Raw genomic sequence first — 13,333 nt, forward strand, 5'->3', positions numbered from 1 at the left:
GGCGTTATGCCACAGATTGCACTGTTAAGTCAGGAAACAATTGATAAAATTGCGGCAGGAGAAGTCATCGAACGACCAAGCTCGGTGGTAAAGGAGTTAGTGGAAAATGCGATAGATGCAGGTTCCAGTGCAGTAACGGTTGAAATCAAAGAAGGTGGAGTATCCTTTATCCGTATTTCGGACAATGGTTGCGGAATCGAAAGGGAACAGATTCCTTTGGCATTTTTGCGTCATTCCACCAGTAAGATTAAATCCGTAGAAGATTTGTTTACCGTTACATCCTTAGGGTTCCGAGGTGAAGCATTATCAAGTATCGCAGCAGTAAGCCAGGTGGAACTCATTACAAAGACGAATGGTGATTTTACCGGATCCCGTTATCTCATTGAAGGCTCAAAGGAAGTTTCTTTGGAAGAAATCGGTGCGCCGGATGGAACCACTTTTATTATACGGAATCTTTTTTATAATACACCGGCAAGAAAGAAATTCTTAAAATCCGCCCAGACAGAAGGCACCTATATTCATGAACTGATGCAGCGGATGATTTTATCCCATCCAGACGTAGCTTTCAAATTTATTATGAATAATCAGGTAAAACTGCAGTCATCCGGAAATGGAAATATCAAGGATATTATCTACCATTTATACGGAAGGGATATTACAAAAGCACTGCTTCCGATTGCACATGAAAGCGAGCTTTTTAAAGTCAGTGGATTTATTGGAAAGCCGATGATTTCCAGAGGAAACCGGGGCTACGAATTATATTTTGTCAATGGCAGATTTATCCGGAGCCAGATTTTATCCAAGGCTATAGAGGATGCCTTTAAACCGTTTCTGATGCAGCATCAGTATCCCTTTACGGTACTTTATTTTGAGATTGACAGCAGTCTTTTGGATGTAAATGTGCATCCCACCAAGATGGAACTTCGCTTTTCCAACCAGCAGGAGCTGTACCGGGAAGTGCAGAGTATTTTATCGGCAGCGCTAGTGCACCGTGATATTATACCGGAAGTTCCGGTGGATACACCAAAGAAAAACGAGATGGAAGTTCCTAAGATAGAGAAGGTAATGCCAGAGCCATTTGAGCAGAAACGTTTGGAAGAAATCCGGAAGGCAGTACGAAAAGACAGTCCTTACGAAATAAAATATCCTGTCAGCCGGCCAATGGGAACCGGGTCAGTCAGCTCTGCGGAAAAGCTTCTTACTACGATAAAATCGATGCAGCCGGAGCAGACACCTGAAGCGGATATTAAGAATCAGCCAGAACAACCAGAAGAACAGATTCTGACACAACCGGAAGGAATCCGGAAAGAGCCGCTTCCGGAACAATCGAAAAAAGAAACGGAAAAAGAACTGGCAAAAGAAGCCTATGTCCTCCGGGAGGAAGAAACCTACGGAGCAAAGCCGGAAGGAAGCTATGAACAGGGTTCTTTCTTAAAAGAAGAGGAGATGGCAAAGCAGAAGATTATCGGACAGCTTTTTGATACCTACTGGCTGGTAGAATATAATGACAGACTGTTTATTGTAGACCAGCATGCTGCCCATGAGAAAGTCATGTATGAAAAATTAAAAAAGCAGTTTGAGAAGAAAGAGTTTACTTCTCAGGCTATCAGCCCGCCGATTGTCATAACATTATCCATGCGTGAGGCAGAAGTACTGGAGCGATTCAAAGAACAGTTTACGAAGCTAGGTTTCGAAATTGAGCACTTTGGTGGTGCAGAATACAGTATCTGCGGAGTTCCGGGTAATCTTTACCGGCTGAATACCAGGGATGTATTGATTGACATGTTAGACGAGCTTACCGATGGCATATCCGAGCGGGCAACGACGGATGTTATTTTAGACAAAATCGCATCCATGTCCTGCAAAGCTGCAGTAAAGGGAAGCCAGAGACTGAGCCTGCCGGAAATGGAACAGCTTATGAAAGATTTGATGAAGCTTGATAATCCATATAATTGTCCACATGGAAGACCAACGATTATTGCCATGTCAAAATATGAAATTGAGAAAAAATTCAAGCGGATTGTGTAGGAAAAGATGATGAAGAAACCAATTGTAGTACTGACAGGTCCTACTGCGGTAGGAAAAACAGAATTATCCATTCAGCTTGCAAAGGTCATTGGCGGAGAGATTATCTCCGCCGATTCCATGCAGGTGTATAAACATATGGATGTAGGTTCCGCAAAAATCACACCGGAAGAAATGGATGGTGTACGTCATTATCTGGTGGATGAATTAGAGCCTTTCGATGAATTTCATGTGGTAAAATTTCAGGAATATGCCAAAAAATATTTAAATGAAATATATGCCCATGGAAAGATTCCGATTATTGCCGGCGGCACCGGATTTTATATCCAGGCGCTGTTAAATGATATTGATTTTACGGAACAGGAAAGTGACAGTGCATACCGGAAAGAGTTGGAAGCGCTGGCAGAAGAACATGGCAATCAGTATCTTCATGACCGGTTAAAGGAAGTGGACCCGGAATCTGCCGAAGCCATCCATCCGAATAACAGAAAACGCGTCATCCGTGCGTTGGAATTCTATCAGGAGACCGGTAGAAAAATTTCTGAGCATAATGCAAAAGAGCAGATGCGGACTTCACCTTATAATTTTGCCTATTTTGTATTAAATGATGAGCGCAGCCACTTATACAAAAGAATCGATGCCAGAGTAGATAAAATGATAGAAGATGGACTGGAAGCAGAAGTCTGCCGCTTAAAGGAAATGGGCTGCACCAAAGATATGGTGGCAATGCAGGGAATTGGCTATAAAGAAATGTTATCCTATCTTGATGGCGGTTATTCTTTGGAAGAAGCAGTTTATATTATCAAGCGGGAAACAAGACATTTCGCAAAACGGCAGATTACATGGTTTAAACGGGAACGGGATGTCATCTGGCTTAACAAAAATGAGTTTGATTATAAAAATGAGGCAATTCTTGCATACATGATAAAGATACTTAAGGAAAAAGCTATTATTTCTTAAGTTTTTATTCATACAAAAAGAAAGAGAACATTATATGATAGACTTGCTGTAATTTAGAAAGAAATTGCAGTCGGAAAGACGAGGAAAATGATGAGAGAAGAAATGATTGAAAAGAAATATGAAGAAATGGGTATCAGCAAAGAAGTATACCGTTTTGGAAAAAAGATAGAGGATGAATTAAAAGAACGTTTTGCAGCAATTGATGCAACAGCAGAATATAATCAGATGAAAGTAATTGATGCCATGCAGAAAAACAGAGTTTCCGCAGAATGCTTTGCCATGTCCAATGGATATGGATATAACGATCTGGGAAGAGATACACTGGAAAAAGTATACGCAAGCTGTTTCCATGGAGAAGATGCTCTGGTCCGTCCGCAGATTACCTGCGGAACCCATGCACTGGCACTGGCATTGATGTCAAATTTAAGACCGGGGGACGAATTATTATCACCGGTAGGAAAACCGTACGATACCTTAGAGGAAGTTATCGGTATCCGACCATCCAAAGGCTCACTGGCAGAATATGGCATTACTTATCGCCAGGTAGATTTACTTTCCGATGGCAGCTTTGATTATGAGAATATCAAAAAAGCAATCAATGAGAAAACACATCTTGTGACCATTCAGCGTTCCAAGGGATACCAGACAAGACCTACCTTATCCGTAGAGCGGATTGGAGAACTGATTTCCTTTATCAAATCCATAAAACCTGACGTTATCTGTATGGTAGATAACTGCTACGGTGAATTTGTAGAAGAAAGAGAGCCACTGGATGTAGGAGCAGACATGATTGTAGGTTCCTTGATTAAGAATCCGGGGGGCGGACTGGCACCAATCGGCGGCTATATTGTCGGCAAAAAAGAATGTGTGGAAAATGCAGCATACCGCCTGACTTCTCCGGGTCTCGGCAAAGAAGTGGGTGCTTCCTTAAATGTAATTTCTTCTTTCTATCAGGGACTGTTTCAGGCACCGGTAGTTACAGCAGGTGCATTAAAGGGTGCAATTTTTGCTGCAAATATCTACGAAAGACTGGGCTTTGCCGTTGTACCGAATGGCACAGAGAGCCGTCACGATATTATTCAGGCAGTTACCTTAAACAGCCCGGAAGGTCTGATTGCATTCTGCAAAGGAATTCAGGCTGCAGCGCCGGTGGACAGCTATGTAACACCGGAGCCATGGGCAATGCCGGGCTATGACAGTGATGTCATTATGGCTGCCGGGGCATTTGTACAGGGTTCCTCCATTGAATTAAGTGCCGATGGTCCATTAAGAGAGCCGTATGCCGTATATTTTCAGGGTGGACTGACCTGGTATCATGCAAAACTTGGAATCCTGATGTCTTTACAAAAACTTTATGAACAGAAACTTGTTAATGAAGATATGATGTGTTAATATAAAGTATATGCCTTTTTGGAAGAAATGGGTTACCGGTGAGAGTAGAAAGAGGTTATAATATGACAGCAAAAAATCTGCCAGTCTCCGAACAGCCCTATGAAAAGTGCTTGAAATCCGGGGCGGCATCCCTATCGGATGCAGAGCTTTTAGCGGTAATTATCCGCTGTGGCACAAATGGAAGTTCTTCAACAGAAGTAGCAAAGCATGTATTGAGCAAACGCACCGGAAATCTTTTAGGGCTTTATCAGATGAGTCTTAAGGAATTACAGGAGGTTCCGGGTATCGGGAAAGTAAAAGCAATCCAGTTAAAGTGTATCGCAGAGCTTTCAAAGCGGATTGCACAGACCGGACGCCAGCAGGCAGTTGTAATGCAGAATGCTTTTTCCGTAGCAGACTATTATATGGAGCAGCTTCGGCATGAAGAAAAGGAACATCTGATGCTTTGCATGTTTGATACGAAGTGTCATCTGATTGCAGATTCCATTCTTTCAATCGGCACAGTAAATGCCTCACTGATTTCCCCGAGGGAGATTTTCTTAAAAGCATTTGAATATCATGCAGTACATGTGATTTTAGTGCATAATCATCCCAGCGGAAATCCACTACCAAGCAGGCAGGACATTGAAGTTACCAGAAAGATAGTGGAAGGCGGCAGGCTTCTTGAAATTGAGCTTGCTGATCATATTATTATTGGTGATAAAAAATATTTTAGTTTTAAAGAACAGGAAATGCTATGATTTCCGGAGGGAGAAAGAAATGTCGAATAACATTTATGGAATTGATCTTGGAACCTCTAATATGAAGGTATATTGCAAGGCAACTGGGAAAATACTAAATGAAAAAAATACGATTGCCATCATAAATAAGAATCAGATGTATGCTTATGGTGATGCAGCGTATGCAATGTATGAGAAGGCACCGGAGCAGATTCAGGTTTCTTTTCCGATTATCTGTGGTGTTATTGCAGATTTTAATAATATGCAGACCATGATACAGGAATTTTTAGAAAAACACGCAAAGGGCAAGACCCGTGGTGCAGAATTTATCGTTGCGGTACCAACAGATATTACGGAAGTTGAGAAAAAAGCTTTCTTTGATATCTTTTATAAGAGCAAAATGAAACCGAAGTCTGTCCTTTTATGTGAGAAGCCATTGGCTGATGCTGTTGGTTTGGGACTTGATGTCAATGAGCCGACCGGAGCCATGATTGTAGATATCGGAGCAGATACCACAGAAATTTCAGTAATTTCCCTGGGTGGACTTGTATTAAGTGACTTACTGCATTTTGGTGGAAACCGCATTGATGACTCCATAAGCAGTTATATCAAAAAGAACTTTAATCTTGTGATCGGGCGCAAAACTGCTAAGACTTTAAAAGAAGAACTTGGTTCCGGTACACCTGGCATGGAAAAGAGTATGGTTATAGTTGGCCGTGATGTAGTCAGTGGTCTGCCGATTGAGATGGAGATTACTGCAGAAGTCATTTATGCTGCAATTAAGGATAATCTTAATTCTATCTGTAACTCTATTAAAATGATTTTGGAGAAGACTCCGCCTGAACTTGCAAAAGATATTATTCATTCCGGTATTTATATTACCGGTGGCGGTTCTAAAATACATAATCTGGATAAATTATTTACTGAGATTACCAATATAAAGGTAAATTCCTGCGAGAATCCGGAAGAATGTGCAGTTCGAGGATTGAATAAGATTGTTTCAGATGAGAAATATAAACATTTAGGATTCAGTATGAAATCCAAAATATATAAATAGAGGCATAAAATGAGACGTAGACCAAAACATCAAATTCCAACAAAGTATATATTATTGTCCATGACCGCATTATGTATTCTGGCAATGTATGTCAGTTTTTCATTGAATCTTGGTGGCGGACCGTTGAATTCGATTGCCGGTGCAATTTTTGAACCAATGCAGAAGGGAATCAATTATGCTGGTACATGGCTTTCTGACAAGGCAGATAATTTAAAAAATCTGAATGACGTCATGGAAGAAAACGAACAGTTGAAGGGACAGGTAGAAGAACTGACCAACGAATTAAACACCATTAAATTAGAACAGTATGAACTGGATAATTTAAGGGAACTGTTAGCTTTAGACCAGCAGTATTCGGATTACAAGAAAACCGGAGCAAATGTTATCGGAAAGGACCCGGGCAACTGGTTTTCCGTCTTCACCATTGACAAAGGCTCCAAAGATGGAATTGAAGTAGATATGAATGTCATTGCCGGAAACGGACTGGTAGGAATTGTTATCGATGTGGGACCGCATTATGCAAAGGTGCGTTCTGTGATTGATGATTCTGCCAAGGTATACGGCATGATATTAAATACGTCAGATAACTGTATTATAAATGGTAATCTTCAGAGTATGAATGAAGACCAGGTAATCGAGTTCTCCGGATTAAACGACAGCGAAAACAAGGTTCAGATAGGAGATCAGATTGTAACCTCCAATGTCAGTGATAAATATCTGCAGGGCATTCTGGTGGGATATGTCAGCAGTATTTCGGAAGATTCCAACCACCTGACCAAATCAGGAACCATTACTCCGGCAGTTGACTTTGAACATCTTCAGCAGGTTTTGGTAATACTTGATAAAAAGGAAACGGGGTCTGATTGATGAGAAGAAAAATCACCGTTACATTAATTATTGTTGTATGCTTTTTATTGCAAAGCACATTATTTAAGGCGTTATCCTTTGCGTCTATTTCCCCGAATCTTTTGATTGTGGTCTGTGCATCTTTTGGATTTATGCGCGGAAGAAAAGAAGGGATATTTATCGGTTTCTTCAGTGGACTGCTGATAGATATCTTTTTTGGGGAGATGATTGGATTTTATGCCCTTTTATATATGTATGCAGGCTTCTTAAACGGATGCTTTAAGAAGATGTTTTACCCGGACGATATTAAGCTTCCAATGCTTTTGATTGCCGGAAGTGATTTATCTTATAATCTGTTTATCTACTTTTTCCGGTTTTTATTCCGCAAGCAGTTTGCAATTGGATATTATATGTTACACATTATCATACCGGAACTTGTATACACGCTTTTGATTTCTGTGGTTTTATATTTCATTATTTTGAAAATTAACCAGCGGTTAGAGCGTATTGAAAAAAGGAGTGCAGCGAAATTTGTTTGATACACTGAAAGAAATACTTCATAAAGTTGCAAAATCAAGAATATTTGTACTCTGCGTTGTCATGATTCTTTTGTCATCGACTTTGATAGGCAGACTATTTTACCTTCAGATTATCAAAGGTGAAGAGTATCAGGATAATTACAGTTTAAAAATCCAGAAACCACGTATCTTAAATGGTTCCCGTGGCAATATTTATGACCGTAATGGTAATCTTTTAGCCTACAACGAACTGGCAAACAGCGTAACCATTGAGGATAATGGTTCTTATGACAAGACTTCAGAAAAGAATGAGGCTCTTAATACAGAACTTTACAATATTATCAAAGAGCTGGATAAAAACGGCGATGTCATTGAAAATGATTTTGAAATCGGACTGGATGATGACGGGAACTATTATTATACGGTAGAGGGAACCACATTAAAGCGTTTCCTTGCTGACACTTATGGACATTCTTCTGCGGATGATTTAGCCTATAATAAGAAGCTGAAATATAACGAAGCAGAAGCAACCCCAAAGCAGGTAATGGATTACCTTTGCAGATCCAGTAAACAGAATGGCTATGATTTATCAGAAGATGATTATGCCAGAGAAGACTTATACCGGATTGTGGTATTGCGTTGTGCCATTGCAGAAAACAGCTATCAGAAATACATTTCCACAACCATTGCCCAAAATGTTAGTGATGAAACCGTAGCATATATTACAGAAAATATGAATGCATTGCAGGGTGTGGATATCTCGGAAGATACCATCCGAAAATATGTAGACAGCAAGTATTTTTCCCATATTATCGGATATACCGGAAAGATTTCCCAGGAAGAATATGATGAATTATCTGCTGATAATGATGAGTATTCTTTAAATGATGTCATTGGAAAATCCGGAATTGAGCAGGTTATGGACGAAACACTACAGGGCAAAAAGGGCAGTGAAACCGTTTATGTCGACAGTCTCGGAAAAGTAATGGAGACAACCGAACGGATTGAGCCACAGGCCGGAAATGACGTTTATCTTTCTATTGATAAAGATTTGCAGGAAGCGGTTTATAATCTTTTGGAACAGGAAATTGCCGGAATTTTATATTCTAAAATTGTGAATATCAAAGAATATAATACCGCAGCCGGAACAGCGTCCGATATTCTGATTCCAATTGATGATGTGTATTTTGCATTGATTAATAATAATGTATTGGATTTAAACCACTTTAGTACTGAAGATGCTTCCGATGTGGAAAAACAGATTTTCAGTGCCTTTGGAAGTAAACAGCAAACAGTATTAACCCAGGTGGAAAGCAGCCTTAGCAGTTCAGCAGCAACTCCAGTGGATGAGTTGCCTGAGGAAATGCAGAATTATATGACCTATATTCCGAAAATGCTGGTCAATAATAAAATTTTGCTTACAGATTCCATTGACAAATCGGATGAAACCTATAAAAATTATGCAGGTAATAAAATCAGTGTAAATGAATATTTAAATTATGCCATCAGCCAGAAATGGATTGATATCACGAAGTTTTCCGTAGACGAGAAGTATTCTGATTCTTCCGAAATCTATGATGCACTGGTCAGCTATATTGTAGAAGAACTGGCATCAGATAAGGGATTTTCAAAGATTATGTATAAGTACATGATTCACGATGACCTGATTAATGGAACGCAGCTTTGTCTTGCACTTTTTGACCAAAAAGTGTTAAACTATGATGACACGGCAGTAAGTGGGTTACAGTCCGGCAGCATCAGTGCCTTTAATTTTGTAAAAGAAAAGGTGAAGAATCTTGAGATTACACCGGCACAGCTTGCACTGGATCCTTGTTCCGGCTCCTGTGTCATTACAGATGTAAAGACCGGCGAACTGTTGGCCTGTGTTACTTATCCGGGCTATGATACCAACCGTCTGGCAAATACAGTAGACAGTAATTATTATAATTTGCTGTATCAGGATTTATCAAATCCGTTCTATAATAATGCAACACAGCAGACGACGGCACCTGGTTCTACCTTTAAGATGGTTACTGCAACAGCAGGACTTACTGAGGGTATTATTTCACCTGGTACAACTATTTTGGATAAAGGACAGTTTGAAGAAGTGGCAAATGGACCAAAATGTTGGATTTATCCAAGCAGTCACGGTTCCATCAATGTTTCAGAGGCATTAAGAGATTCCTGTAACTATTTCTTTTATAAAGTTGGTTACGATTTAAGTATGGTAAATGGAACTTATAATGAAGACCATGGTGTGGAAATGATTAATAAATACTCATCCATGTATGGTCTTGATTCTAAAACCGGAATTGAAATTGCAGAAAGTAAACCGAAGCAGACCACAGAGTTCCCGATTACTTCTGCAATCGGACAGAGTAACAACAGTTTTACTACGGTACAGTTATCCCGTTATGTAACCGCAGTTGCAAACAGTGGAACCGTATATAATTATACCCTGTTAAAACAGGTTACAGATTCCGATGGTAACGTATTAGAAACCTATGAACCGACCATAAAGAACACGATGGACAATATTTCAGAGAGTACCTGGGATGCCATTCATTCCGGTATGAAGATGGTGGTAGAAACCCATGAGCAGTTTGATGGACTTACTGTAGATTCTGCCGGTAAAACGGGTACCGCACAGCAGGTACCAACCAGACCAAACCATGCGTTATATGTAGGATATGCACCATATAATGATCCTGAGATTTCCATTGCAACCCGTATTGCATACGGATATACATCAGCCAATACTGCAGAACTTGCTGCATCAGTATATAAATATTATTTCCATTTGGAGGATACATCTACCTTGTTAGATGGTCAGGCAGAAGATGTTGGAGCTGCTGCCAATGCCTTTAATGATTAAATGTCAGGAGGGAAGTATATGTCGCAACCAGTTGTTTTAAAGAGTAATCCCCATGGAATCAATCTGATTTTAGATGATAGAATTCCATTTCAGGAGCTATTAGACGAGATACTTCATAAATTTAAAGAATCCGACAAATTCTTTAAAAATGCCAGAATTGCCTTGTCTTTTGAGGGCAGGGAATTAAGTCAGGAAGAAGAACTTGCAATCGTTGATTTGATCAGTCGAAATACCAGCATTGATGTGGTATGTATTTTAGATAATAATTCCCTGCGGGATGAAATCTGTGCCCGAAAGATTCAGGAATTTGATGAAAGTCAGTCTGGAAGAACCGGTGAATTCTATAAGGGAACTCTGCGAAGTGGACAGGTCATTGAATGTAAGACAAGCATTGTTGTACTTGGCGATGTGAACCCAGGTGCAAAAATTATTGCAAAAGGAAATATTGTGGTATTAGGCTCGCTTCGTGGCAATGCCTATGCTGGAGCGGCAGGAGATGAGCATACCTTTGTAGCTGCCCTTGATATGGACCCGGTACAGATTAAAATAGGTAATGTAATTGGAAGAAGCTCTGACCGCGGACCACTGAGTGCCATTAAGAACCGGCGGAAGACTTTAGAACCGCAGGTAGCTGTTGTTATGGATGATTCCATACTAATCGAACCGATTACAAGTGGATTATTAATGAATATATAAGATTTAGGAGGAAGAATAAATCATGAGCGAAGTAATTGTTATTACATCAGGAAAAGGCGGTGTTGGTAAGACAACAACTACTGCAAATGTAGGAACCGGTCTTGCACAGTTAAATAAAAAAGTAGTATTGATTGATACCGATATCGGATTACGTAACCTTGATGTAGTTATGGGTCTTGAGAACCGTATTGTATACAATCTGGTAGATGTTGTAGAAGGCAATTGCAGAATCAAACAGGCATTAATCAAAGATAAGAAATATCCGAACCTTTTCTTATTGCCGTCTGCCCAGACCAGAGATAAAACCTCTGTTACACCGGAGCAGATGCAGAAATTAGTAGAAGAATTAAGAGAAGAATTTGATTACATATTATTAGACTGCCCGGCTGGAATCGAGCAGGGATTTAAAAATGCAATTGCAGGAGCAGACCGTGCACTGGTTGTTACCACACCGGAGGTATCTGCAATCCGTGATGCAGACCGTATCATTGGTCTTTTAGAGGCAAATGAAATTAAGAAAATCGAGTTAATCGTAAATCGACTGCGTATGGATATGGTAAAACGTGGCGATATGATGTCCATTGAAGATGTTCATGAGATTCTTGCTATCGATTTAATCGGTGCAGTTCCGGATGACGAACAGATTGTAATCTCAACCAACCAGGGTGAGCCGTTAGTAGGCTCTGACAGCCTTGCAGGACAGGCATATTTAAATATCTGTAAACGTATCATGGGAGAAGAAGTACCGCTTCTTGACTTAGAGTCTAAAAATGGCGTATGGTCTAAATTCGTAAGTTTATTTAAGAAAAACTAGGGGGATAATAATTATGGGATTCATGGATTTTTTTAAGAAAAAGAATTCCGGTAATGTAGCGAAAGACCGTCTGAAATTATTGTTAATTTCAGACCGTGCTGACTGCTCGCCGGATGTAATGGAAAATATCAAAAATGATATTATCCAGGTAATATCAAAATATATGGAAATTGATGCGGAAGGGCTTGATATTCAGATTACCCAGACCGAATCAGATGGTAATAACGGAGCTGTTCCGGCATTGTTTGCAAATATTCCGATTAAGGATTTGAAGCATTCCGGAAAATAACAGACTTCAGATTGGAAGTAGTGATTTATGTTAAAACAATACCGCTTAAAAGACTACCGTTTCCGACTGGTATTTTATGTGGTGGCACTGACCATCATTGGAATTATGGTAGTTGGCAGTGCAAAGCCTTCCGTACAGAATAAGCAGATTGCAGGTTTAATCTTAGGTCTGATTGTAATGGTTGGTGTATCGCTGATTGATTACAATTTTATATTGAAATTCAGTTGGATATTCTATTTTATTAATGTGGCTTTATTGGCAGCTATCTTTGTCATTGGAGAAAAGACAAAAGGAGCACGCCGCTGGCTGAAGCTTGGAATCCGCTTTCAGCCTTCCGAATTAGGCAAGATTCTGTTAGTTCTGTTTTTTGCCTATTATCTAAGCAAAAATAAAGATAAACTGAATAATATCCGGACGCTGTTTTGCACGCTGGTATTGGCAGCCGTACCGCTTCTTCTGATTTTTAAGGAGCCGGATCTTTCTACCACAATTGTTACAGCATTAATTTTTGCATCCCTCTTGTTTATTGCCGGATTAAGTTATAAAATAGTAATGGGTGTGCTGGCAGTGGCGGTTCCGTCACTGGTTGTGGTCTTAACGCTGGTATTACAGCCGGGGCAGAAACTTTTGACAGGAAATCAGGCACTTCGTATTTTAGGCTGGCTGGAACCCGATAAATATCCTAACATTGCATATCAGCAGCAGAACTCGATTATGGCAGTGGGCTCCGGACAACTCTGGGGCAAGGGACTTAATAATACGAATATTGTTTCTGTTAAAAACGGTAACTTTATATCAGAACCACAGACAGACTTTATTTTTTCTATAGTAGGTGAAGAGATGGGCTTTATCGGCAGTGTTATTATTATCGTATTACTGTTTCTTATTACCATAGAATGTCTGTTGGTTGCAAGACGTGCAAAAGACATGGCAGGCCGGTTGATTGCCAGCGGAATTGCTGCATTGATTGGTTTCCAGAGTTTTGTAAATATATGTGTTGTCACAGGTTTGATGCCAAACACCGGACTTCCACTTCCTTTTGTAAGCTATGGATTAACATCGTTAGTCACGCTGTTTGCGGGAATTGGTCTGGTACTGAATGTAGGGCTTCAGCCTAGAAAATATGGACAGGGGGACTAAAC

General features: G+C 40.0%; 12 protein-coding genes. All 12 read left to right on the forward strand.

Annotated elements, in window-relative coordinates; all coding sequences use genetic code 11:
- Positions 1-6 precede the first annotated feature (6 nt).
- The 12 genes from mutL (at position 7) to OCV43_RS05930 (ending at position 13,331) form a co-directional block, all read left to right on the forward strand.
- Positions 7-2,028, forward strand: coding sequence for a DNA mismatch repair endonuclease MutL (gene mutL, locus OCV43_RS05875; RefSeq protein ID WP_262623663.1), 2,022 nt, complete (start codon positions 7-9; stop codon positions 2,026-2,028).
- A gap of 6 nt (positions 2,029-2,034) precedes the next feature.
- Positions 2,035-2,985 (forward strand): tRNA (adenosine(37)-N6)-dimethylallyltransferase MiaA, encoded by a 951-nt coding sequence (gene miaA, locus OCV43_RS05880; RefSeq protein ID WP_262623630.1) that lies wholly within the window; start codon positions 2,035-2,037, stop codon positions 2,983-2,985.
- A gap of 90 nt (positions 2,986-3,075) precedes the next feature.
- Positions 3,076-4,377: a methionine gamma-lyase family protein gene (locus OCV43_RS05885; RefSeq protein WP_117841050.1), complete on the forward strand. Its 1,302-nt coding sequence runs from the start codon at positions 3,076-3,078 to the stop codon at positions 4,375-4,377.
- Between the two features lie 62 nt (positions 4,378-4,439).
- Entirely contained in the window at positions 4,440-5,117 is a 678-nt protein-coding gene (gene radC, locus OCV43_RS05890; RefSeq protein WP_262623631.1) for a RadC family protein, read from the forward strand.
- A gap of 19 nt (positions 5,118-5,136) precedes the next feature.
- Positions 5,137-6,153: a rod shape-determining protein gene (locus OCV43_RS05895; RefSeq protein WP_022243806.1), complete on the forward strand. Its 1,017-nt coding sequence runs from the start codon at positions 5,137-5,139 to the stop codon at positions 6,151-6,153.
- 9 nt (positions 6,154-6,162) lie between these two features.
- A complete protein-coding gene (gene mreC, locus OCV43_RS05900; RefSeq protein ID WP_117946949.1) occupies positions 6,163-7,020 on the forward strand; it encodes a rod shape-determining protein MreC in 858 nt (285 codons plus the stop codon).
- Positions 7,020-7,538 (forward strand): rod shape-determining protein MreD, encoded by a 519-nt coding sequence (gene mreD, locus OCV43_RS05905; RefSeq protein WP_117946950.1) that lies wholly within the window; start codon positions 7,020-7,022, stop codon positions 7,536-7,538. The genes mreC and mreD overlap by 1 nt, the downstream gene beginning before the upstream one ends.
- Complete coding sequence (locus OCV43_RS05910; RefSeq protein WP_262623632.1) at positions 7,531-10,392, forward strand: penicillin-binding transpeptidase domain-containing protein; 2,862 nt, start codon at positions 7,531-7,533, stop codon at positions 10,390-10,392. The genes mreD and OCV43_RS05910 overlap by 8 nt, the downstream gene beginning before the upstream one ends.
- 18 nt (positions 10,393-10,410) lie before the next feature.
- A complete protein-coding gene (minC, locus tag OCV43_RS05915) occupies positions 10,411-11,088 on the forward strand; it encodes a septum site-determining protein MinC (RefSeq protein WP_022243810.1) in 678 nt (225 codons plus the stop codon).
- Between the two features lie 22 nt (positions 11,089-11,110).
- The gene (gene minD / locus OCV43_RS05920) at positions 11,111-11,902 is read left to right on the forward strand and encodes a septum site-determining protein MinD (RefSeq protein ID WP_022243811.1); all 792 of its coding nucleotides are present in this window, start codon (positions 11,111-11,113) and stop codon (positions 11,900-11,902) included.
- A gap of 13 nt (positions 11,903-11,915) precedes the next feature.
- The gene (gene minE, locus OCV43_RS05925) at positions 11,916-12,191 is read left to right on the forward strand and encodes a cell division topological specificity factor MinE (RefSeq protein WP_117698374.1); all 276 of its coding nucleotides are present in this window, start codon (positions 11,916-11,918) and stop codon (positions 12,189-12,191) included.
- A gap of 27 nt (positions 12,192-12,218) precedes the next feature.
- Positions 12,219-13,331 carry an FtsW/RodA/SpoVE family cell cycle protein gene (locus OCV43_RS05930; RefSeq protein WP_262623633.1) on the forward strand — a complete coding sequence of 371 codons (1,113 nt, stop codon included), beginning with the start codon at positions 12,219-12,221 and terminating at the stop codon, positions 13,329-13,331.
- The last annotated feature ends 2 nt before the right edge of the window (positions 13,332-13,333 follow it).

The sequence above is a fragment of the Roseburia amylophila genome, from assembly GCF_025567465.1.
GTDB classification, from domain to species: Bacteria; Bacillota; Clostridia; order Lachnospirales; family Lachnospiraceae; genus Roseburia_C; species Roseburia_C amylophila.